20 protein-coding genes are annotated in these 21,286 nt (G+C 63.2%); 10 read left to right on the top strand and 10 right to left on the bottom strand.

The genetic code is table 11. From position 1 onward, the window contains the following. Positions 1–2: 2 nt before the first annotated feature. The 5 genes from AC0NIE_RS02335 (at position 3) to AC0NIE_RS02315 (ending at position 8,282) form a co-directional block, all read left to right on the top strand. Complete coding sequence (locus AC0NIE_RS02335; RefSeq protein WP_473484557.1) at positions 3–749, top strand: nucleotidyltransferase family protein; 747 nt, start codon at positions 3–5, stop codon at positions 747–749. Further along, positions 746–3,868: a double-strand break repair protein AddB gene (gene addB / locus AC0NIE_RS02330; RefSeq protein WP_473484447.1), complete on the top strand. Its 3,123-nt coding sequence runs from the start codon at positions 746–748 to the stop codon at positions 3,866–3,868. Before AC0NIE_RS02335 ends, addB begins: the two co-directional genes overlap by 4 nt. Then, positions 3,865–7,377, top strand: a complete 3,513-nt coding sequence (addA, locus tag AC0NIE_RS02325; protein ID WP_473484445.1) for a double-strand break repair helicase AddA — start codon at positions 3,865–3,867, stop codon at positions 7,375–7,377. Before addB ends, addA begins: the two co-directional genes overlap by 4 nt. A 74-nt stretch (positions 7,378–7,451) precedes the next feature. Beyond that, positions 7,452–7,775 carry a thioredoxin gene (trxA, locus tag AC0NIE_RS02320; RefSeq protein WP_027152031.1) on the top strand — a complete coding sequence of 108 codons (324 nt, stop codon included), beginning with the start codon at positions 7,452–7,454 and terminating at the stop codon, positions 7,773–7,775. Positions 7,776–8,000: 225 nt separating this feature from the next. Next, entirely contained in the window at positions 8,001–8,282 is a 282-nt protein-coding gene (locus tag AC0NIE_RS02315; protein WP_065011517.1) for a cupin domain-containing protein, read from the top strand. Positions 8,283–8,323: 41 nt separating this feature from the next. On the opposite strand, the gene AC0NIE_RS02310 is transcribed toward AC0NIE_RS02315, so the two are convergent. The 6 genes from AC0NIE_RS02310 to AC0NIE_RS02285 all read right to left on the bottom strand — a co-directional run bounded on the left by AC0NIE_RS02310 (position 8,324) and on the right by AC0NIE_RS02285 (position 14,117). After that, entirely contained in the window at positions 8,324–8,743 is a 420-nt protein-coding gene (locus AC0NIE_RS02310; protein WP_473484442.1) for a VOC family protein, read from the bottom strand. A gap of 62 nt (positions 8,744–8,805) precedes the next feature. Beyond that, a complete protein-coding gene (locus AC0NIE_RS02305; RefSeq protein ID WP_473484441.1) occupies positions 8,806–10,131 on the bottom strand; it encodes a bifunctional folylpolyglutamate synthase/dihydrofolate synthase in 1,326 nt (441 codons plus the stop codon). 125 nt (positions 10,132–10,256) lie between these two features. Continuing rightward, positions 10,257–11,183: an acetyl-CoA carboxylase, carboxyltransferase subunit beta gene (accD, locus tag AC0NIE_RS02300; RefSeq protein WP_095493989.1), complete on the bottom strand. Its 927-nt coding sequence runs from the start codon at positions 11,181–11,183 to the stop codon at positions 10,257–10,259. A gap of 95 nt (positions 11,184–11,278) precedes the next feature. Further along, a complete protein-coding gene (trpA, locus tag AC0NIE_RS02295; protein WP_473484439.1) occupies positions 11,279–12,118 on the bottom strand; it encodes a tryptophan synthase subunit alpha in 840 nt (279 codons plus the stop codon). Between the two features lie 2 nt (positions 12,119–12,120). Then, a complete protein-coding gene (trpB, locus tag AC0NIE_RS02290; protein WP_473484437.1) occupies positions 12,121–13,371 on the bottom strand; it encodes a tryptophan synthase subunit beta in 1,251 nt (416 codons plus the stop codon). A gap of 86 nt (positions 13,372–13,457) precedes the next feature. Further along, entirely contained in the window at positions 13,458–14,117 is a 660-nt protein-coding gene (locus AC0NIE_RS02285) for a phosphoribosylanthranilate isomerase (protein WP_473484555.1), read from the bottom strand. 110 nt (positions 14,118–14,227) lie between these two features. Here AC0NIE_RS02285 and AC0NIE_RS02280 point away from each other — a divergent pair, with 110 nt between their 5' ends. Next, positions 14,228–14,446, top strand: a complete 219-nt coding sequence (locus AC0NIE_RS02280) for a hypothetical protein (RefSeq protein WP_473484435.1) — start codon at positions 14,228–14,230, stop codon at positions 14,444–14,446. A gap of 236 nt (positions 14,447–14,682) precedes the next feature. Here AC0NIE_RS02280 and AC0NIE_RS02275 read toward each other — a convergent pair whose 3' ends face one another. The 3 genes from AC0NIE_RS02275 to AC0NIE_RS02265 all read right to left on the bottom strand — a co-directional run bounded on the left by AC0NIE_RS02275 (position 14,683) and on the right by AC0NIE_RS02265 (position 16,743). Beyond that, a complete protein-coding gene (locus tag AC0NIE_RS02275; RefSeq protein WP_473484433.1) occupies positions 14,683–15,441 on the bottom strand; it encodes a M48 family metallopeptidase in 759 nt (252 codons plus the stop codon). Between the two features lie 98 nt (positions 15,442–15,539). Continuing rightward, positions 15,540–16,043, bottom strand: coding sequence for a DUF2852 domain-containing protein (locus tag AC0NIE_RS02270; protein WP_473484431.1), 504 nt, complete (start codon positions 16,041–16,043; stop codon positions 15,540–15,542). 235 nt (positions 16,044–16,278) lie between these two features. After that, entirely contained in the window at positions 16,279–16,743 is a 465-nt protein-coding gene (locus tag AC0NIE_RS02265; RefSeq protein WP_473484429.1) for an Lrp/AsnC family transcriptional regulator, read from the bottom strand. Between the two features lie 171 nt (positions 16,744–16,914). Here AC0NIE_RS02265 and AC0NIE_RS02260 point away from each other — a divergent pair, with 171 nt between their 5' ends. Beyond that, positions 16,915–17,928 carry a 1-aminocyclopropane-1-carboxylate deaminase gene (locus AC0NIE_RS02260; protein WP_292179742.1) on the top strand — a complete coding sequence of 338 codons (1,014 nt, stop codon included), beginning with the start codon at positions 16,915–16,917 and terminating at the stop codon, positions 17,926–17,928. 104 nt (positions 17,929–18,032) lie between these two features. Here AC0NIE_RS02260 and AC0NIE_RS02255 read toward each other — a convergent pair whose 3' ends face one another. After that, positions 18,033–18,809, bottom strand: coding sequence for an alpha/beta hydrolase (locus AC0NIE_RS02255; RefSeq protein ID WP_473484427.1), 777 nt, complete (start codon positions 18,807–18,809; stop codon positions 18,033–18,035). Between the two features lie 211 nt (positions 18,810–19,020). Here AC0NIE_RS02255 and infC point away from each other — a divergent pair, with 211 nt between their 5' ends. The 3 genes from infC (at position 19,021) to AC0NIE_RS02240 (ending at position 21,225) form a co-directional block, all read left to right on the top strand. Beyond that, positions 19,021–19,557, top strand: coding sequence for a translation initiation factor IF-3 (gene infC / locus AC0NIE_RS02250; RefSeq protein WP_077374810.1), 537 nt, complete (start codon positions 19,021–19,023; stop codon positions 19,555–19,557). Positions 19,558–19,684: 127 nt separating this feature from the next. Next, positions 19,685–20,329, top strand: a complete 645-nt coding sequence (locus AC0NIE_RS02245) for a methyltransferase family protein (protein ID WP_473484425.1) — start codon at positions 19,685–19,687, stop codon at positions 20,327–20,329. 239 nt (positions 20,330–20,568) lie between these two features. Continuing rightward, the gene (locus AC0NIE_RS02240; RefSeq protein WP_473484424.1) at positions 20,569–21,225 is read left to right on the top strand and encodes a methyltransferase family protein; all 657 of its coding nucleotides are present in this window, start codon (positions 20,569–20,571) and stop codon (positions 21,223–21,225) included. Positions 21,226–21,286: the final 61 nt, after the last annotated feature.

Genomic DNA, 21,286 nt, shown 5'->3' with positions numbered 1-21,286 from the left:
CAATGGTGCTTGCCGCCGGGCTCGGAAAGCGCATGCGGCCAATCACCGACACAATGCCGAAGCCGCTGGTCAAGATATCAGGCAAGACGTTGCTCGACTGGAGCCTGGACAGCCTGGCTCGTGCCGGCGTCGACAAGGCCATGGTCAACGTCCATTATTTTCCCGAGCAGATCGTCGCCCACGTCGCCGCGCGCCGCGCGCCGCGCGTCGTCATTTCCGACGAAAGCGAAAGACTGCTCGATTCCGCCGGCGGTATCGTCCATGCTTTGCCGGAACTGGGAGGGGCTCCCTTTTACATCGTCAATGCCGACACCTTCTGGATCGATAGCGGCGTGCCCAACCTTGCCCGCCTCGCCCTTGCATGGGACGCGGCGAGAATGGATATTCTGCTGATGCTCGCGGACCCCCAGTCAGCAACCGGACACAGCGGCGGCACCGATTTCCTGATGGCGCCGGACGGCGCCTTGCGGCGTTCGAAAGGTGACCCGACAGGCCTGATCTATGCCGGCGCGGCGATCGTCCATCCCAGGCTTTTCAAGGATGCGCCGGCCGGCCCACACTCGCTCAACGCCTATTTCGATGCGGCCATCGCAGCCGGCCGCCTGTACGGCATGGTGATGCACGGCCATTGGATCACCGTCGGCACGCCCGACGCCATTCCGCTTGCGGAAGCGGCCGTTGCCACCGCTCTTGCTGAGTCGCCCGGCACTCTTACCGAGTTGACCAGCGCTCTCACCGAGTTGAAATGAGCGGCTCCCGCCGCGTTTTCTCGATCCCGCCCGGAGCGCCGTTTCTGCCGACGCTGGCCGAGGCCCTGCTGTCAGGGCGCCTCGTTTCCGGTTTCAGCTTCGACGGCGACCCGCTGGCGCTGGCCGACGCCACCATCTACGTGCCGACGCGCCGAGCCGCACGGGCGCTGCGCGGCGTATTCGTCGACCGTCTCGGCGGCCGCTCGGCGATTCTGCCGGTCATCCGCCCGCTCGGCGAGTTCGACGAGGACGAAGCTTCATTCGAGGCCGACGCGTCGGCCGCCATCGAGCTCGCACCGCCGATCGCCGCGATCGAGCGCCTGCTGCTGCTGGCGCCGCTGGTCCGCGCCTGGAAACGCCGCCTGCCGGCGCATGTCGCGGCACTTTTCGACGAAGAGATCGTCGTGCCGGCCTCCGCCGCCGACGCCATCTGGCTGGCGCGCGACCTGGCTCGGCTGATGGACGAGATCGAGACGGAAGGTACGGACTGGACCAAGCTCGCCGATCTGGTGACCGGCAACCTCGCCGGCTGGTGGCAAGTGACGCTCGATTTCCTGAGCATCGTCACCGAAAACTGGCCCAACCTCCTCGAGGAACGCAATCGCTCCAACCCGGCCGCGCATCGCAATGCGCTGATAAGGCTGGAAGCAGCACGGCTGAAGCGCAATCCGCCGGCCGGACCGGTGATCGCCGCCGGCTCCACCGGGTCTATTCCCGCCACCGCCGAACTGCTCGCGGTGATCGCCGGCCTGCCCAGCGGCGCGGTCGTGCTGCCCGGCCTCGACCTGATGCTGGATGAGCCGTCATTCCAGGCAATTGCGGCGCCCGGCGCGCGGCCGGCCTTGCTCGGCCATCCGCAATACGGCCTGGCAAAACTGATTGGCAAGATCGGCGTGCTGCGCGGCGATGTCGAGGAGATCGCCATTGCCAAAAGGCCGCTCACGCTGCGCGCCGCCCTTGTCGGCGAGGCGCTGCGGCCTGCCGAAACCACTGAGCTGTGGGCCGAGACGCGCGCCGGTTTCGCCGCCGGTGACATCATTGACGCCTTCGTCGACGTGACGCTTCTCGAAGCCGCCGGCGAACGCGACGAAGCCGTAGCGATCGCCGTCGCGCTCAAACGTGCCGTCGAACACCCCGGCCAGCGCGCTGCACTCGTCACCGGCGACCGCGCCCTGGCGCGGCGCGTCTCAGTCGAGCTCTTGCGCTTTGGCGTCGTCGCCGACGATTCGGGCGGCACGCCGCTCGCCAACACGCCTGCCGCCAGCCTGCTCAGGTTGGCGCTTCAGGCTGTGTTCCGTCCTGGCGACCCGGTCGCCCTGCTGTCGCTGCTCAAGCACCCGCTGCTTGGCCTCGGCCTGGAACGCGCAAGCGTCCGTCGTGCGGCGGAGATCGTCGAACTGGTGGCGCTGCGCGGCGGCACCGGCCGCCCCGACATCGCATTGCTGCCTGAGCTCTTCGAGGCCCGTCTCACCGGCGTGGGCAACGGCACCCGCCCGCCTTTCTGGTTCTCCCGCCTGACTGTGCGAAACATCGAGGGCGCCCGCGAATTGCTCATCCGCCTTGCCGCCGCGCTGGCGCCGCTGATCGCCTTTCGCAGTCAAGCCGAAACAGATCTTGCCGAATTGACCCGGGCCAACGTCGTCGCGCTCGAAAGTCTTGGCCGCACCGCGGATGGTAGCCTGAGCGAGCTCTATGCCGGCGATGCCGGCGAAAAGCTAACCGAGCTCTTGCGCGGGCTGGTCGCTGCCTCGGCGTCGTTCTCCTTCGCGGCGGACGAATGGCCTGACGTGATGGAGGCGCTGATCGCGCCCGAAACCGTCAAGCCGGCACAAGGCACCGACAGGAACATCGCCATCTGGGGTGCGCTGGAAGCCCGGTTGCAGAACGTCGACACGCTGGTCATTGGCGGGCTCAACGAGGGCGTGTGGCCGCGCAAGCCGGAAAGCGACCGCTTCATGTCGCGGCTGATGAAGACCGGCATCGATCTCGAACCGCCCGAACGGCGCATCGGCTTGGCCGCCCATGATTTCCAGATGGCGATGGGGGCGAAGAAAGTGGTGCTGGCGCGCTCCGCCCGCTCGGGCGACGCGCCGGCGGTGCCGTCGCGCTGGCTGCAACGCCTCCTGACCTTCATCGGCAAGGACCATGCGGCGGTGCTTCGCCGGCGTGGTGATGAATTCCTGTCCTGGGCCCGTGCGCTCGATGCCGGCGAAAGAAGAGACTTCGCGCCGCGACCGCAGCCGAAGCCGCCGCTGGCTGTGCGGCCTCAGCATTTCTCCGTCACCGAGATCGAGACGCTGCGGCGCGACCCTTACGCAGTCTATGCCAGGAGGATTCTTGGCCTGATGCCGCTCGATCCGGTCATCCGCGACCCGGGCGCCGCCGAGCGCGGCACGCTGTTTCACGCCATCCTGCATCTTTTCTCGCGGATAGTGGCCGATCCGCTTGTGCCGGAGGCGCTGGACGGCCTCATCGCCGCCGGCCGCCAATGCTTTGCCGAGGCGGCCCTTCCTCCCGATGTCGAGGCGGTGTGGTGGCCACGCTTCGAAAAGCTCGCCGCCGGCATCATCAAATGGGAGCGCGGCCGCGCCTTCGCCGTGACACGGCGCCACGCCGAGGAGCGCGCCGAGAAAACCGGCGTCGGCCAGTCCGGCGTGACGCTGTCCGGCTATGCCGATCGCGTCGATCTCCTGGCTGGCGGCATGGCTGACATCCTGGACTACAAGACCGGCTCCTCGCCGTCCAAGGCGCAGGCCCATACGCTGCTTTCGCCGCAATTGGCGCTCGAGGGCGCGCTGCTCAGGCGCGGCGCCTTCAAAGGGCTTGGCGCGCGTGAGCCGTCGCAGCTGGCCTTCATCAGGCTGAAGCCGAACGGCGAGGTATTCGAGGAATCCATCCTCGAATACAACCGCAAGCCGCGAACCGCCGCCGATCTCGCCGAGGAGGCCTGGGCGCGGCTCGAAAAACTGCTGATCCATTATGCCGACCCGACGACCGGCTATTTGTCACGCGCGCTGCCGTTCCGCGAGGGCGAGACCGACGGCGATTACGACCATCTCGCCCGCGTGCTCGAATGGTCCGCCGGCGGCGACGCCGACGACGAAGGAGGGGAGGCATGAAGAAGGCCTATCCCATCCCGACCGACACCGCCGCCAGCCAGGCAAGCGCCTCCGACCCGAAAAATTCCGCCTGGGTGTCGGCCAATGCCGGATCGGGCAAGACCCATGTGCTGGCCCAGCGCGTCATCAGGCTCTTGCTGCGCGGCACCGATCCATCGAAGATCCTGTGCCTGACCTACACCCGCGCCGCCGCCGCCAATATGTCGAACCGGGTGTTTTCGACGCTGTCCGAATGGACGGCGCTTGGCGACGCCGAACTGGCAACAAAGATAGCGGCGCTGGACGGCCGCCAACCCGATCGCGAAACCATGCGCCGCGCCCGCCGGCTGTTCGCCGAGGCGCTGGAGACACCGGGCGGGCTGAAGATCCAGACCGTCCACGCTTTCTGCGAATCGGTGCTGCACCAGTTTCCGCTAGAGGCCAACATACCGGCCCATTTCGAAATGCTCGATCCGCAGATGGAGGCGTCGCTCTTCGCCGCCGCCCGCCGTGACATGATCTCGGGCACGGCCGCCGGCGATGCGGGACTGGCCGAGGCATTCGCCACCATTCTGGAGCGCGGCGGCGAACATGGGCTCGACGCGTTGCTGGCCGAGATCGTGCGCAAGCGCGACGGCTTGCGCGCCTTCATCAGCGCGGCCGGCGGCGATGGTTTCCGGGCGCTCTTCGACGAGTTTAGGTTTCGTGCCGGCATTACCGCCGAAGGCCTGGCGGCGTCCGTCTGGCCGCTGCCGGGCTTCCTGCCGGACTATTTCGTCACCTTTGCCCGCGCTGCCGAAGCCGCCGATGCCCGCATCGTGCTGAACAATTTGCTGCCCTACGCCCATCTTGCCTTCGCCGAGAATGATCCGGTTCGCCGGCTGCAATTGCTGGCAAAAGCCTTCCTGCGGGCGGATGGCGAGCCTTATGAGCCGGCAAAGACGTTCAAGAAAGCGTTGCTCGACCGGCTGCCGGATCTTGCCGAGCGCTATCAGGCGGCGGCCGATGCCATCCTCGAAATCTCCGATCGGCTGGCCTTGTTCAGGATGGTCGAGGGCACACTTGCCGCGCTGACCATCGCCGACTGGCTGATCGCCCGCTACGAGCATTTGAAGCGCGCGCGCGGCTTTCTCGACTTCAACGACCTCATCACCCGAACGGTCAATCTCCTGGCGCGGCCCGATGCCGGTCCATGGGTTCAATACAAGCTCGACCAAGGCATCGACCATATCCTGCTCGACGAGGCGCAGGACACCAGTCCCGACCAATGGGAGGTGGTGAAGCGGCTGGCCGAGGAATTCTTTGCCGGGCTCGGCGCGCGCGACGCGGTTCACCGCACGGTCTTTGCCGTCGGCGACGAAAAGCAGTCGATCTATTCCTTTCAAGGAGCGGCGCCCGATTCCTTCGCCGAGTCAAGGCTGCTGTTTTCCGGAAGGGTGCGCGACGCCAACGCCGCCTTCGCCGATCTCAAGCTGACCTGGTCCTTCCGCTCGACCGACGACGTGCTTGCGGCGGTGGACCGTGTCTTTGCCGACCCGGTCGTGCGGCGCGGCATCAGCCACGATCCCGATCCGCTGAACCACAAGGCGATCCGCACCGATGCGCCGGGCTATGTCGAGGTCTGGCCGTCGATCGGTGCCGACGTCGTCGACGAGCCCGACGACTGGACACAAGCCGTCGACCACGCCCATGCGCCGGCGGTGCGTGTCGCCGAAAACGTCGCGGCGACCATTGCCGGCTGGATCGGCGCCGGCGAGATCATCGAAGGCCGCGGCAAGAAGCTTCGGCCCGGCGATGTGCTGGTGCTGGTGCGCAAGCGCGATCGTTTCGTCCATGCGCTGACGCGCGCACTGAAGCGCCGCGACATACCGGTCGCAGGCGCCGACCGGCTCAGCCTGCCCGGCCATATCGCGGTAAAGGACCTGATCGCGCTCGGCCACTTTCTTGTCCAGCCTGAGGACGATCTGTCGCTTGCCGCCGTGCTGCGCAGCCCGATTTTCGATATTTCGGAAGAGATGCTTTTCGCGCTCGCCGGCGAGCGGCCGTCCGGCCTCTCAGTGATCGCTTCGCTCAGGCAGCAAGCCGGCGAAAGCGCCGCCTTGGCCGCAATCGTTGCCCAACTCGACACATGGTCTGATGAGGCCGCATTCAAGCCGGTGTTCGAATTCTATGCCGGGGCTCTCGCCCGCGACGGCCTGCGCAAGAAGATGATCGCGCGGCTCGGGCCGGAAGCCGGCGACATCCTCGATGAGTTCCTGAGCTTCTGCCTGGCCGAGGAACGGACCGGCCTGCCGGGACTGGAATCCTTCCTGTCGACGCTGGAAAATGCCGGCCCCGAGATCAAGCGTGAAATGGACCAGACCCGCGACGAGGTTCGCGTCATGACCGTGCATGCCGCCAAGGGCCTGGAGGCGCCTGTCGTGTTCCTGGTCGATGGTGGCTCGGCACCGTTTAGCGACCAGCATCTGCCGAGACTGATGCCGTTCGATGGCTCGGGCGACCATTGGGACGGCAAGGGCTATCTCTGGCGCTCGGCCAGCGATGTCGCCAATGGATTTTCGCGGGCCGCTTCGGTCCGCGCTCGCGAGCTGGCCGACGACGAATACCGCCGGCTGCTCTATGTCGGCATGACCCGCGCCGAGGACCGGCTGATCGTCTGCGGCTATCACGGCAAGCGGGCACCGAACGCCGGCACCTGGCATTCGATCGTCAGCCGCGCGCTGGTCGGCGCCCGCGAAAGCATCGAGCGGCAGCACCCCGCCACCGGCGAGACCGTGCATCGCTTTCACGTGACAAAATTGCCGCCCGTCGCACTGGCGGCCGCCGAAGAGGCGCGGCAGGCGCTACAGTTCGAGCCGTTGCCGAAGACCCTGTTCCAGCCCTTGCCGCCGTTCGAGGATCTGCCGCGGCCGCTGTCGCCGTCCGGTGCCTCGGCATTGATCGACGAGGCCAGGGAAGCGGTAATCGACACCGGCTCGCCGGTGCTGGACACCGAGGCGGAGCCTGGCTTTGCCGTGATCCGGGGGCTGGCGCTGCACAAATTGTTGCAGATGCTGCCCGGCATTGCGGAGGCCGAACGCCGCGATGCCGCTGAGCGCTATCTCAGGCGCGCCGGGGCGCAATGGCCTGAAACCGAGCGCGACAAGGCCTTGGCCTCGGTGGCAGCGATCCTTGCCGACAGCCGTTTCGATCAGCTGTTTGCGCCGAATTCACGCGCTGAAGTCGCGGTCATGGGCAGCCTGAAGGTCAAGGGCAAGCTGCGCTCGATCTCCGGCAAGATCGACCGGCTGGCGGTCACATCAGGCAAGGTGTCGATCGTCGACTACAAGACCAACCGGCCGGAGCCTGCAACCCCGTCGGACGTTCCACCGGCCTATGTCCTGCAGCTCGCTCTCTATCGCGCGCTCCTGCAGCCGCTTTATCCAGGGCATGAGGTCTCGGCGGCGCTGCTGTTCACTGAAGCACCACGCTTGATCGAGCTGCCGCCGGCGGCGATGGACGACGCCCTTGCCCGACTCACGGGAGCGTGACACAACGGCTGCTTGAAGAAGGGCGCGACCACCACCACATTTGGTGCGACAATAACTCTCGAAAGGATTTTCGCATGGCCACCGTCAAGGTCGACAAGAGCAATTTCCAGACCGATGTGCTTGATGCCAAGGAGCCGGTCGTGGTCGATTTCTGGGCGGAGTGGTGCGGGCCGTGCAAGATGATCGCGCCGGCGCTGGAAGACATCGCCATCGAACTCGGCAGCAAGGTCAAGATTGCCAAGCTCAATATTGACGAGAATCCCGAGCTTGCCGCGCAGTTCGGCGTGCGTTCGATCCCGACGCTGATGATCTTCAAGGGCGGCGAAATGGCCGACATGAAGGTCGGCGCCGCGCCGAAGACAGCGCTGTCGCACTGGATCAATGGCAATCTCGCTTGATCCGACCCTGAATCTCTGCATTCAAGCCCGGCCTCGCGCCGGGCTTTTTCGTGGCGTCATCTACAGCGCCGCGCGTCCTCTTGGACGCGCAAAGGACGCTGTAGGACTTGATCTTGCGCATGACCCAGAAAATCGAATCCGATTTTCTGGGTCATGCGCTGGTCCGCCCTGGCACTCGCCACTTGCCGCCTCATGCTCTTGTCTGGCTTAAAGCAGGAGAACGACATGACCGGATCCGCCAAGGCCACCGTCTTCATCGACAATGAGCGCGTCATCGTCACCGAATACCGCTTCGCCCCAGGCGACAACACCGGCTGGCACCGTCATGGCCACGATTATGTCATCGTGCCGCTGATGGACGGCAAGCTCAAGCTCCTGACCAAGGACGGCGAATCCTTCGCCGAAATGAAGAAGGGGGCGCCCTATTTCCGCAAGGAGGGCGTGGAGCATGACGTCATCAATGCTAATGAAGGCGAGTACGCCTTCATCGAGATCGAGCTGAAGTAATCCACCAAGGCCGTCTCAGGCCGCCAGGGCTGGAGGCGCGGTCACCAATCCGCGATACGATCGCCTCCGACGAACTGTGCACTTTTCTCGGTATATTCAAACAGTTCTATCTTCACGTCGTTAGGATCGCGAATCCATGCCTGGTAGGTATCATCGCACGCGTGTTTCTTTGAAGTGATATCAACGCCTTTCGACCTTACGTGGGCGATCGCGGCGTCAATGTTTTCCACTTCGAGGCAGAAGTGGTTGATCTGGTTCAAGTCGCTATAGCTGGCCTCATCTTTCTGGAACACCTCGATGTGGCTGCGGCTGCCGCAATTGAGGTAGAAACCGAAAATCTTGCCGTCGCGCAGGAAGTTGAACTGGGTGTCCATGCCGAGGACGTCCCGATAGAAGCTTCGCGTCACTTCGAGGTCATCCGCGAAGATGCAAACGTGAGCGAGCTGCTTTACCTTGATCATGACTGGCTCCTCGCGGTGATCTGACGAAGTCCGGCGTCATCGTGGCCTGGTGAACGCGCGCCTCAAGCCGGCGGCGTGCCGTTTTCGGCCAGCACCGCGCCGGCCAGATAGAGCGAGCCGCTGATCAGGATGCGCGGCGGCGGTCCGTCCCATGTGTCGCGCAGCAGCATCAGCGCATTGGCGACGGAGCTGACCGGTTCGGCCGACATGCCGGCTTCGACGGCGCGGATCGCCAGTTCGTCATTCGGCACGCTAGCCTCGCTGAGGCTCACCGGTACCGTGTAGACATGCCGCACCAGGCCGTTGAAGGCGCGGAAATAGCCGCTCTGGTCCTTGGTGTTGATCATGCCGGAAATCAGAAACAGCGGCCGCGGGTTCTTTTCCTCCTGCTCGGCAAGTGCTTCGGCGACGACCACGCCGGCGCCCGGATTGTGGCCGCCGTCGAGCCAGATGTCGGCGCCCTTCGGCGCCAGTTCCGTCAGCCTGCCTTGCGGCAACTTCTGCATCCGCCCCGGCCAGCTGACATTGGCCATCGCCTTGTCGGCGACGCGATGGCTGATCTCGAAGCCCGCCGCCTTGACCGCCGCAATCGCTGCCGCCGCATTGGCGAACTGGTGGCGCCCGGGCAGGCGCGGTGGCGACAGGTCCATCAATCCGTCTTCGTCCTGATAGACCATCCGGCCGTTCTCCTCGAAGGCGAGGAAATCCTGGCCATAGACGAAGGCGGGACAGTCGAGCCGCTCGGCGGTTTCGATAAGCACCTGCAGCGCCGTCTCGCTTTCCTGCGCGCCGATGACCACCGGGCAACCGCGCTTGATTATGCCGGCCTTTTCGGCGGCGATCAGTTCGACACGGTCGCCGAGATAGGATTCGTGGTCGAGCGAGACCGGCATGATCACCGACACCGCCGGCTCGCTGATGACATTGGTGGCGTCGAAGCGGCCGCCGAGGCCGACCTCGACGATGACGGCATCTGCCGGATGTTCGGAAAACAGCAGGAAGGTGACGGCGGTGAGGATTTCGAAGACGGTGATCTTCTGGCCTTCATTGGCCTTGGCGACGCGGGTGATGGCGTCGGCGAAGACCTTGTCCTCGACCAGCCTGCCGCCGCCATCGGCGGCCAGCCGGTAGCGCTCATGCCAGTTCACCAGATGTGGCGATGTGTGGACATGGACGCGGTGGCCGGCTGCTTCGAGCAGCGCCCGCGAAAACGCGGCGCAGGAGCCCTTGCCGTTGGTGCCGGCGATGTGGATGACCGGCGGCAAATGGTCCTGCGGCTTGCCAAGCTGCTCCAGCAGCCGTGAAATGCGGTCGAGGGAAAGATCGAAGCCCTTCGGATGAAGCGACATCAGGCTTTCGATTTCGCGGTCGGCGGCAAGCGTGGTCATGGGAGAATCCTAGCGCATGACCCCGAAAATCGAAAATCGATTTTCGGAAAGGATCATGCGCGAAATCAAGATGCTACAGCGCCACAGATGGCGCGCAATCGCGGTTCGCGACGACGGATGTCGCGTCAGGCTTGCGGGCGTGCTTCCGCCGGGAGCGCCATCGGCGGCAGGATTTCCGGCTCCAGCGGCTTTTCTTCTTCCGGCAGCTTGAGCAGCATTTTCAGGAGCCGCGCGATCGTCTGGCGCATCTCCAGCCGCGACACCACCATGTCGACCATGCCGTGCTCCATCAGATACTCGGAGCGCTGGAAGCCGTCGGGCAGCTTTTCCCTGATGGTCTGCTCGATGACGCGCGGCCCGGCAAAGCCGATCAGCGCACCGGGCTCGGCGATGTGCACGTCACCCAGCATGGCGTAGGAGGCGGTGACGCCGCCGGTGGTCGGGTTGGTCAGGACGACAATATAGGGAAGACCGGCTTCCTTCAGTCGATCGACGCCGATCGTGGTTCTCGGCAATTGCATGAGCGACAGGATGCCTTCCTGCATGCGCGCGCCGCCGGATGCCGCGAACAGGATCAGCGGCCGCTTGCGTTGCACTGCGACCTCGAAGCCACGAACGATGGCGTCGCCGGCGGCCATGCCGAGCGAGCCACCCATGAAGGCGAAGTCCTGCACGGTCACCACCACCGGCAGGCCCTCGACGGTGCCCAGCGCATTGATGATCGCGTCCTCCAGCCCGGTCTTGGCCTTGGCGTCCTTCAGCCGGTCGGTGTAGCGCTTCTCGTCGCGGAATTTCAGCGGATCCTGCACCACCTTGGGGTTTTCGAGCATCTCGTACTTGCCGTCGTCGAAGAAGAATCTCAGCCGCTCTTTGGCCGAGATCTTCATGTGGTGGCCGGAGGACGGGATGACGAACTGGTTCTGCTCCAGGTCCTTGTGGAAGACCATCTCGCCGGTCTCCGGATCCTTGATCCAGAGGTTCTCAGGCATGTCGGTGCGCCGGCCGAGCATCGAATTGATCTTCGGGCGAACGTAGTTGGTGATCCAGTTCATCGCTTCGGCTCCTGTCCTGACGAAGAGTTAGACCATGATCCCGAAAAGTGGAAACCGGTTTTCGGTGGAGATCATGGTCAACCAGAAGATCAAGACTATTCGGCGGCAGCAAGGCGGGCCGCGCGCACGCCTTGCGAAAGCCCGCTGACCAGCGTGGCGACCGCCTCGGCCGGGTCGGCGGTCTTTTCGCCCTTCGGCCCCAGAACATTGGCGACGGCATTGACGATCGCGGTGCCGACGACGACGCCGTCGGCCGACGCCCCGATAATGCGCGCCTGCTCGGCGGTCTTGACGCCGAAGCCGACGCAGACCGGCAGGTCGGTATGGCCCTTGATGCGCCTGACCGCCGCCGCCACCTTGCCGGTGTCGGCAAGCGCCGAGCCGGTGATGCCGGTCATCGACACGTAATAGACGAAGCCGGAGGTATTTTGCAGCACCTTGGGCAGCCGCTTGTCGTCGGTGGTCGGCGTCGCCAGCCGGATGAAATTAATGCCGGCCTTCAGCGCCGGAATGCAAAGCTCCTCATCCATTTCCGGCGGCAGGTCGACGACGATCAGCCCGTCGATGCCGCTGGCCAGCGCATCCCTGAGGAAGCGGTCGACGCCGTGGATGTAGATCGGATTGTAGTAGCCCATCAAAACGATCGGGGTTTCATCGTCGGTGGCGCGGAATTCAGAAGCCATCCTCAGCGTCTTGACCAGCGTCTGGCCGCCTTTCAGCGCGCGCAGGCCGGCCGCCTGGATCGCCGGGCCGTCGGCCATCGGATCGGAAAACGGCATGCCCATTTCGATGATGTCGGCGCCTGCCGTGGGTAGCGCCTTCATGATCGACAAAGCGGTGTCATAGTCCGGGTCGCCGCTCATGAAATAGGTGACAAGCGCCGGGCGGCCTTCGGCCTTCAGCTTGGCCATGCGTCGGTCGATGCGGGTGGTCATGATCAGATCTCCATGCCCAGCATATTGGCCACCGTATGCACATCCTTGTCGCCGCGGCCGGACAGGTTGACGATGACGATCTGGTCCTTGTCCATGGCGGGTACGATTTTCACCGCATGCGCAATGGCATGGGCGGATTCGAGCGCCGGAATGATGCCTTCGACGCGCGTCGTCAGCTGGAACGCCTCCAGCGCCTCGTCGTCGAGAACAGGCACATAGTCGACGCGGCCACTGTCGCGCAGCCAGGAATGCTCCGGCCCGACGCCCGGATAATCGAGGCCGGCCGAAATCGAATGGCCGTCCATGATCTGCCCGTCGGCGTTCTGCAGGAGATAGGTGCGGTTGCCGTGCAGCACGCCGGGCGCGCCGGCGTTCATCGAGGCGCAATGTTCGATGCCGTCGAGGCCGCGGCCGCCGGCCTCGATGCCGATGATCTTTACGCTGCGGTCGTCGAGGAACGGGTGAAAAAGGCCGATGGCGTTCGAGCCGCCGCCGACGGCGGCGATGATGGTGTCCGGCAGCCGGCCTTCCTGTTCGAGGATCTGGGCGCGCGCCTCAATGCCGATCACCGACTGGAAGTCGCGCACCAGCTCCGGATAGGGGTGCGGGCCGGCGGCAGTGCCGATCAGGTAATAGGTGTCCTCGACATTGGTCACCCAATCCCGGAGAGCTTCGTTCATGGCGTCCTTGAGCGTGCCGTGACCAGCAGTGACCGGCCGCACCTCGGCGCCGAGCAGCTTCATCCGGAAGACGTTCGGGCTTTGCCGGGCGACGTCGGTGGCGCCCATATAGACGACACACGGGAAGCCGAAACGCGCCGCCACGGTGGCCGACGCCACGCCATGCTGGCCGGCGCCGGTCTCGGCGATGATACGCTTCTTGCCCATGCGCTTGGCCAGCAGGATCTGGCCGAGGCAGTTGTTGATCTTGTGCGAGCCGGTGTGGTTCAAATCCTCGCGCTTGAAATAGACCTTTGCGCCGCCCCCAAGACCCTTCGCCGAGGAAACCTCGCGAAGATGCCTGGTCAGGCCTTCGGCGAAATAAAGCTTCGACGGCCGCCCGGCATAGTGGGTTGAAAGGTCAGTCAGTTCGGCCTTGAAATCCGGATCGTCCTTGACCTCGTTCCAGTGCCGCTCGAGGTCGAGGATCAGCGGCATCAACGTTTCGGCAACGAAACGACCGCCGAAGATGCCGAACATGCCCTGCTCGTCGGGTCCGGTGCGGAAGGAATTGGGTATCGCCGGCTTGTTCATCGCCGATCTCCTACTTCTTGGTTGGAGCTTGTCCTTGTCGGAAAACCGGTTTCCTATTTTCCGAGACATGCTCCGGGTTCTATCCTTCAGGCTGCGCGGGTATCCCGCGCGGCTCTGACGGCCCGGAAAAACTGTTCGATCAGCGCCGGGTCCTTGACGCCTGGCGCGCTTTCCACGCCCGAGGAAATGTCTAGTCCGGGCGGGTTGGCAAGCCGAAAGGCATCGCCGATATTGGCGGCGTTGAGCCCACCGGAAAGCATGTAATCGACGCCTGCGTCAAGACCGGCCAGAACGCGCCAGTCGAAGGCAATGCCGTTGCCGCCCGGCAGTTCCGAACCCTTCGGCGGCTTGGCGTCGAACAGGAAACGGTCGGCAATGCCGACGAAGGGTCTTATCCGCTCCAGGTCGGCAGCCTCGCTGACCGGCAGCGCCTTCATCACCGGCAGGCCATAGCGGGCCTTGATCTCGGCCACCCGCTCCGGCGTTTCCGAGCCATGCAGCTGCAGCATGTCCGGGCGCATTTTTTCGACGATTTCATCCAGGAACGCATCACCGGCGTGGACCGTCACGGCAACCGCCTTGGCCTTGCCGATTGCCGCTTCACGCAAGCGGCCGGCTTCCGCCGGCTCGACATAGCGCGGGCTTTTGGCAAAGAAAATAAAGCCGACATGGCTGGCGCCGCCGGCCAATGCCGCGGCCAGCGCCTTGTCGGTCTTCAATCCGCATATCTTGATGTCGAGCGCCATGCCGCGGGATTGGCACGAAACGGCAAAAGAGTCGAGAAAAAGCATCCTGTTTGCCACCAGCGCGGAACGCGCTACCTTACTTCAGATAGTACAGGCGGGAGCAAACAAGCATGGCAGACGAAACCGTCGCCCAACTCAGGCAGAAGGTCGCGCAGGCCCGCGAGGTCATTGCTCATCTGATGGACAAGGCCGCCTTCAACGGCGCCGAGGCACACCGCGCGCTCGACTATTTCAGCAATGACGCCTTCAAGAAGGACTTCCTGCCATGGCCGCGCCATACCGACGAGGGGCTGCGCCCTGAGGAGTTGAACGCGGCGAATGATGACTGACCGGCAGTGCAGAACCTATTGATGCCGGCGGGACAGCGCCCTCCTCTGTCCTGCCGGACATCTCCGCCACTTGGGGGGAGATCGGACGTCACGCCGGCTTTCGCCAATCTCCACCCGTCGCAGGAGTCAGCAAGACGCTGAAGCTGGCAATCTCCCCCCTCGTGGGGGAGATGTCCGGCAGGACAGAGGGGGCGCGAAGGATCGCTACAGTTTTTATTCCGCTCCCTACAAGCATTCTACTCGAACATGATCGCTTGCAGCGCGCCGCCATTGCGCTTGAGCCAGTCTTTGCAGCGCTCGGTGTCGGGGCAGAGCTGCTCGCACAATTTCCAGAATTTCGGGCCGTGGTTCATTTCCTTGAGATGCGCCACCTCATGCGCGACGAGATAATTTATGACCGGTCGCGGCGCCATCATGATGCGCCAGGAGAAGGACAGATTGCCGTCGGAGGTGCACGATCCCCAACGGCTCGACGTGTCCTTGAAGCGGATCGCCTTGGCGCGCTTGCCGATCGTCCCGGTGTGCTTGACCACCAACCGCTCGATCTCGCGCTTGGCCTCGCGCTTGAGGAAATCGGCGATGCGGCGCGGCAGGTGCACGCGCTCGCCATGCACGATCATGAGCGGACCGCGTTCGTCGCACGACAGCGTGACGGTACCGCGTTTCGAGGGCTCATGAACAATGCGATGTGGCACGCCGCGCACCGGTATCTTGATGCCGGGCCGCACCTGCGGCCGGTTGGGCACCTTGGCCAGCCGCTGCTCCAGCCAGTCCTGGTGGCGGTCCAGGAATTTTTCCACTTCGCCACGGCGCAGGCCCGGCGGCACGGTGATGCGCAAGCCGCGGCCGCCGGAATCGATCCGCAGCGTCAGGCGCCGCGCCCGGTCGCTCTCGACGATCTTGAGCGGCAGCGTGCGGCCGGCAACACAATGCTCTCGCTCCACGACGGGGGCGGGCCTGGGTTTGGTCAGGTTGCGGAAGAAGCCGAATGACATGGCGGGACGATACGTGATTCGAGGAAAACGAATAGAACAAAAAAGAAACGGCGCCGCTGACGCGACGCCGTGTTTGATTATTTATCGGGGCAAGTGCCTTACTCGTCCAGTAAGCCTGGCGTGGATTTGCCACCCCGTTTGCCAGTCCCCGTCGAGCCGGTCGATCCGCCGCTTGTGGGGCCGCCGGTTGTGGGCGATGTCGACTTGTTGCGGTTCGCCATGAAGCGGTCGAACTCTTCCTGGTCCTTGGCGCGACGCAATTCCCTGGCATATTCGTCGAACTCGCTCAGCATCTCGTCGAGCTTGCGGCGCTCTTCGTTGAGCCGCTCGAGTTCCTTTTCGCGCCAGTCGTCGAAAGCAACGTTGCCGGTGCGGGCGGAGCCGTGGCCCCAGCGCGCCGCTCTGTCGGAACCGCGGCGGCAGCCGGCGAAGATGCCGTCGGTCGCGCGGTTGACGTCGCGCTTGAAGCCTTCAAGCCGGTCGCCCCAGATGATGTAGGCGAGCATGGCGAGGCCGAGCGGCCAGAACACCATAAAGCCGATCACCATCAGTGCGATGGTCGCCGGCGTCCAAGCCGGACGGATCAATGCAGATGTGTTCATTTTCTCCCAATCCTTCAGTTGGAGACAGCCAATCCCGGCTGCGTGGAATCGAAATGGGAAGGGAAAAACGGCTATTCAAGACAGTCGCAGCCAAAACCGGACAAGCATTTGAAATGGTTATCGCTTTTTGACCGATTCAAGGGAAAGAACGACCAGGCCGGCAAGCAAGGTGGCCGACGGTTCTGCAGCGAAAGTCCGGCGCCGGTGCATTGACTTGATGCTTCGGATGTCCGTTTCAAAAATCCAGGGGTGCGTTATCGACGACCTCTTTCATCACGAAGAAGGTTCTCGTCTGGCGAACGCCGGGCAATGCGATCAACTGGTCTCCGTGAATTCGGTTGAAATCCGCCATGTCGCCGACCCTGATCTTCAGAAAATAGTCGAAGTCGCCCGCCACCAGATGGCAGTCGAGGATGAATTTCAGTTTCGCGACGGCCTTCTCGAAATCCGCGAAACTCTCCGGGGTCGAGCGGTCGAGGACGACGCCAACCATCACCAGCGCGCCTCTGTCGACCTTCTGCGGTATCACCACCGCCCTGACATGGCTGATGTAGCCTTCATCGAACAAGCGCTGCGTGCGGCGGTGGCACGTCGCCGGGCTGACAGCGATCGACTGCGCCAGCTCTGCATTGGTCAGTCGTCCGTTGTCCTGGAGCAGGCGCAACATTTTCAGGTCGATCCGGTCGAGCGGTGCTCGCATGGAAGATTCTTCCGATATTGGCGTTGAAAATTGAAGCTATATGACAATTCCGCGCTGTTAGGCGATGCCTCGGACATTTTAAGTCCGATCTTTGAGAGCACCTTTCAAGGCAAAGATGATAGTGTTCACCGCATCACATCGCAATGAACAGGAACAAGAGAGGGCACTCTCATGCTCGAGAAATTCGAACGCTATCCGCTCACCTTCGGGCCGACCCATATCGAGAAACTGGAGCGGCTCGGCGCTCACCTCGGCGGGAAGGTCGATCTCTACGCTAAGCGAGAGGATTGCAATTCCGGCCTCGCCTTCGGCGGCAACAAATTGCGCAAGCTCGAATACATCATCCCGGACGCGATCGCCTCAAACGCCGACACGCTGGTCTCGATCGGCGGCGTTCAATCCAACCATACGCGCATGGTGGCGGCCGTCGCGGCGAAGATCGGCATGAAATGCCGCCTCGTGCAGGAAAGCTGGGTACCCCATGAAGATGCCATCTACGATCGCGTCGGCAACATCCTTTTGAGCCGGATTATGGGCGCTGATGTCCAGATGGTCGATGAGGGCTTCGATATCGGAATTAGGGAAAGCTGGGAGCAGGCGATCGCGGATGTGAAGGCGAAGGGTGGCAAGCCTTATCCGATTCCGGCCGGGGCTTCGGTGCATAAATATGGCGGCTTGGGTTATGTCGGCTTCGCCGAGGAGGTCCGCGCGCAGGAGAAGGAACTCGGCTTTGCCTTCGACTACATCGTCGTTTGTACCGTCACCGGTTCAACTCATGCTGGCATGCTGGTCGGCTTCGCCAAGGACGGCCGCGAACGCAACGTGATCGGCATCGACGCATCCTGCACCCCGGCGCAGACCAAGGCGCAGGTACTCAACATTGCGCAGAACACCGCGACGCTGGTCGAACTCGGCAAGGAGCTCAATGAGGATGATGTCGTCCTGATCGAGGATTATGCCTATCCGGTCTACGGCGTCCCCTCTCAGGAGACGAAGGAAGCAATCCGTCTCTGCGCGCGCCTCGAAGGCATGATCACGGATCCGGTTTACGAGGGAAAATCCATGCAGGGCACGATCGATCTCGTGAAGAAGGGTTATTTTCCCAAGGGATCCAAGGTGCTCTACGCCCACCTCGGCGGTGCTCCAGCCATCAACGGATATGCTTACACATTCCGCAACGGCTGAATGCTTTTTAGTTGCAGCACGTATCCCTCTGACGACATCCGCGTCCGCCGGCAGACAGGGATTCCAGGAGGGCTGCGGCCGGCCGCGACGAATGCGCATGTCTCTTAGCCTGCCTGCAGCACCATGGCGTCGACCGCCCGCACCAGCATGTCGAGATCCTGAGGCCGCGACAGGCGGTGGTCGCCGTCGGGGATCAGCGACAGCGTGACGTCGTCGGCCGGCAGCAGGCCGACCAGTTTCAGCGCATGGCTCGGCGGCACGTCTGCATCGGCCAGCCCTTGCAATATGTGGACGGGGCAGTGGGTGTCGATCGGCCCGTTCATTGTCAGGTTGTTGCGGCCGTCCTCGATCAGCGCACGGGTGTAGATGTAAGGCTCGGCCGAATAGTCCGACGGCTCCTCGAAATAACCCTTTTTGGCAAGATCGCGCTTCTGCGCTTTGGTCAGCGCCGGCTCGACCAGCTCTGCGGTGAAATCCGGCGCCGGCGCCAGAAGCACCAGGCCGGCGATGCGGTTCTCGCCCGATTTGTGCAATTCTTGGCGCAATTCCTGGACCATGCGCAACGCGATCCATGCGCCCATCGACGAGCCCACCAGGATCTGCTTGCCTAGCGTGAAATGGTGGAAGACAGCCAGGCTTTGCGAAAGCCATTTCGAGACGGTGCCATCGGCAAAGGCGCCGCCCGATTCGCCATGACCGGAATAGTCGTGGCGCAGGAATGCCCGGCCTTGTCCGCTCGCCCATTCCGCCAGCTTCTCGGCTTTGGTGCCCAGCATGTCCGACTTGTAGCCGCCGAGCCAGACGATGCCTGGCGCGGCACCCGCAGCGCGCCTGACAGCAATGCTGGTTCCGTCGACATCGATAAAAACCGGTGCGGTCATGGCTCACTCCTCACGCAGGTCTTTTGACACAGCTGGCGGTTCAACGAAAAGTGCTCGGCAACTTTCTTCGTTTGGTACAGGCTGAAGTCAGGGAACAGGGTGATTTCCTGTGAACGCTGTGCTATTGACTCCGGCCGCGCGCTCACCACATTGGCGCGTTCGCAATCTGAATTGAAAACCCTGAACGAAACGGCTCAAGGAGACCACGACCATTCGCAGACCTTTCAAAGCAACGGCGCCCACCAAGGAGGGCCCGCGCTCCAACCGTGACATCCGGGTTCCCCGGGTCCAACTTATCGACGCCGAAGGCCACAACCATGGCGATGTCTCCATCAACGACGCATTGCTGCTCGCCGAAGAGGCTGGGCTCGATCTGGTCGAGATATCGCCCAACGCAGTGCCGCCCGTCGTAAAAATTCTCGATCTAGGCAAGCTGAAATACGCCAACCAGAAGAAGGCGGCTGAGGCGCGCAAGAACCAGAAGGTCATTGAGATCAAGGAGATCAAGATGCGCCCGAACATCGACAGCCATGATTACGAGACCAAGATGAAAGCGGTCCGGCGGTTTTTCGAGGAAGGTGACAAGGTCAAGCTGACATTGCGCTTTCGCGGCCGCGAGATGGCGCATATGGAACTCGGCATGCAGCTTCTGAACAAGGTTCGCGAGGAAGTGGCGCCGATCGCCAAGGTCGAAGCTGAGCCGAAGCTCGAAGGCCGCCAGATGATGATGGTGCTGGCGCCCCGCTAAAGCGATCCCGTCAAAAGCAAAGGCCGCTTCGGCGGCCTTTTGTTGTTTTTGTCTCCGCCATGATTTCTCCGCAAGTTGCATCGACAAGGATTCTGGTTGCCGGTCCTCGCGGCGAAAGGATTGTCCCATGGCCGCTGCGGCACGTTCTCCGATTGAAAAGTCGTTCGACGAAATGGGCCGCTATCAGCGGCGCCGGCGCGTCCTGCTGGCACTGCTGATCGGAGCTTTTTGCGCTTTGCTGATCTTCGGCGGCTCCACGCACGATGAACTGGGCCACGAACGCATAGAGGGGCAGTACGGGATCGCCCTGCTATTGATCGGGATCGGCGGGCGGCTCTGGTCGATCCTCTATATCGGCGGCCGCAAGTCGGCCGAAGTGGTTGCTACCGGCCCATATTCGGTGATGCGCAACCCGCTGTATTTTTTCTCCACCGTAGCGGCCGCCGGCATCGGCGCCCAGACCGGCAGCGTGATCGTCTCGGTGGCGTCGGCGGTTTTGTGCGCGGCCGCGTTCTACATCGTCACGCTGCGCGAGGAACGGCATTTGACGACCGTGCTCGGGGCGCCGTACAAGGACTACATCGCACGCGTGCCGCGGTTTTTTCCCAATCCCCGGCTTTATCGCGATCAGGCCGAAGTCACCTTCACACCGCGCATCTTCAATCATACGCTGCGCGACGGCTTGATGTTCGTGGCTTCCATACCGTTTTTCGAACTCATCGAGTCCGGACAGGAAAGCGGGGTAATTCCCGTCCTCTTCTGGCTGTATTGAGCCGGATGGGCAGTCAAAGGAGGCGGACATGCTACCCGCCTTCTCGCTTCTTTTCCTCGCGCGTCGTTGTCCCAAAACCGCTGCGCACCTCGGGTGAAGCCCGTGGGCAGGCTTTTGGGCGACATGCATTAAATTCGCCTGAATCATCTTGCAAGGCGTCCCGGCGATCGGCGGGGCGCCTGTTTCTTGGCCAGACGCTGCGATCGCTGGCGAAGTTCCTCGACGATCGGATTCCCGACATGCTTAATGAAGCTAAATCGGCGCGGGCCGAACAAGCGCAGGCCAAGCGTGCGCTGGGCAGATATCAGCACGCGCGCAGGATGGTGCTTGCCGCCCTCGTGGTCGTCATGTTCGCAGCGCTGCTGTTTGGCCAGTCTGCTTTTCCTCCCGAAAGCGTGCCGCACGAAACGATCGAAATGGTCGGCGTCCTGCTGATCTTTCTCGGCATTGTCGGGCGCTTGTGGTCGACGCTCTATATCGGCGGACGCAAATCCTCCCAGGTGGTTACCGGCGGACCCTATTCGATCACCCGCAATCCGCTCTATGTCTTCTCCTCGATAGCTGCCGCCGGCGTCGGCGCGCAGATGGGCTCGATCACTGCGGCGATCGGCTTCGCGATGATTTGCGCCGCCGCCTTTCATGTCGTCATCCTGCGCGAAGAGAAGTTCCTGAAGGAGGCCTTCGGAACTCCATTCCAGACCTATATGGCGCGGGTGCCGCGCTTCTTCCCGAAGCTTTCGCTGTATCAGGAAGGCGATACCGGCAGCTTCAAGCCGCGCCTGCTGCGGACGACGCTGCTGGACGGACTGGTATTCCTCGTTGCCCTGCCGTTTTTCGAATCGATCGACGGCGCCCAACTATCGGGCATACTGCCGGTGCTTTTCCGTCTCCCATAGGCAAGATCCCGAACCGAAGGTCTGCGACGGCCAAAGTGGGAACCGGTTTTGCTGCGCTGAC

It is taken from the genome of Mesorhizobium sp. WSM4842, from assembly GCF_055901575.1.
Note: the sequence above shows the minus strand (reverse complement) of the source record. Positions and strands in the feature narration are given on the sequence as shown.

What these genes read in the sequence shown, in the direction of transcription:
- trpB (WP_473484437.1), bottom strand. Translation starts at nt 13,371, where the DNA reads ATGAACAAGCCGGCGATACCCAATTCCTTCCGCACCGGACCCGACGAG.
- AC0NIE_RS02265 (WP_473484429.1), bottom strand. Translation starts at nt 16,743, where the DNA reads ATGCGAGCACCGCTCGACCGGATCGACCTGAAAATGTTGCGCCTGCTC.
- AC0NIE_RS02285 (WP_473484555.1), bottom strand. Translation starts at nt 14,117, where the DNA reads ATGGCGCTCGACATCAAGATATGCGGATTGAAGACCGACAAGGCGCTG.
- AC0NIE_RS02255 (WP_473484427.1), bottom strand. Translation starts at nt 18,809, where the DNA reads ATGACCGCACCGGTTTTTATCGATGTCGACGGAACCAGCATTGCTGTC.
- AC0NIE_RS02280 (WP_473484435.1), top strand. Translation starts at nt 14,228, where the DNA reads ATGGCAGACGAAACCGTCGCCCAACTCAGGCAGAAGGTCGCGCAGGCC.
- AC0NIE_RS02245 (WP_473484425.1), top strand. Translation starts at nt 19,685, where the DNA reads ATGGCCGCTGCGGCACGTTCTCCGATTGAAAAGTCGTTCGACGAAATG.
- AC0NIE_RS02315 (WP_065011517.1), top strand. Translation starts at nt 8,001, where the DNA reads ATGACCGGATCCGCCAAGGCCACCGTCTTCATCGACAATGAGCGCGTC.
- AC0NIE_RS02310 (WP_473484442.1), bottom strand. Translation starts at nt 8,743, where the DNA reads ATGATCAAGGTAAAGCAGCTCGCTCACGTTTGCATCTTCGCGGATGAC.
- addB (WP_473484447.1), top strand. Translation starts at nt 746, where the DNA reads ATGAGCGGCTCCCGCCGCGTTTTCTCGATCCCGCCCGGAGCGCCGTTT.
- addA (WP_473484445.1), top strand. Translation starts at nt 3,865, where the DNA reads ATGAAGAAGGCCTATCCCATCCCGACCGACACCGCCGCCAGCCAGGCA.
- accD (WP_095493989.1), bottom strand. Translation starts at nt 11,183, where the DNA reads ATGAACTGGATCACCAACTACGTTCGCCCGAAGATCAATTCGATGCTC.
- AC0NIE_RS02305 (WP_473484441.1), bottom strand. Translation starts at nt 10,131, where the DNA reads ATGACCACGCTTGCCGCCGACCGCGAAATCGAAAGCCTGATGTCGCTT.
- AC0NIE_RS02335 (WP_473484557.1), top strand. Translation starts at nt 3, where the DNA reads ATGGTGCTTGCCGCCGGGCTCGGAAAGCGCATGCGGCCAATCACCGAC.
- trxA (WP_027152031.1), top strand. Translation starts at nt 7,452, where the DNA reads ATGGCCACCGTCAAGGTCGACAAGAGCAATTTCCAGACCGATGTGCTT.
- AC0NIE_RS02260 (WP_292179742.1), top strand. Translation starts at nt 16,915, where the DNA reads ATGCTCGAGAAATTCGAACGCTATCCGCTCACCTTCGGGCCGACCCAT.
- AC0NIE_RS02270 (WP_473484431.1), bottom strand. Translation starts at nt 16,043, where the DNA reads ATGAACACATCTGCATTGATCCGTCCGGCTTGGACGCCGGCGACCATC.
- trpA (WP_473484439.1), bottom strand. Translation starts at nt 12,118, where the DNA reads ATGACCACCCGCATCGACCGACGCATGGCCAAGCTGAAGGCCGAAGGC.
- AC0NIE_RS02240 (WP_473484424.1), top strand. Translation starts at nt 20,569, where the DNA reads ATGCTTAATGAAGCTAAATCGGCGCGGGCCGAACAAGCGCAGGCCAAG.
- AC0NIE_RS02275 (WP_473484433.1), bottom strand. Translation starts at nt 15,441, where the DNA reads ATGTCATTCGGCTTCTTCCGCAACCTGACCAAACCCAGGCCCGCCCCC.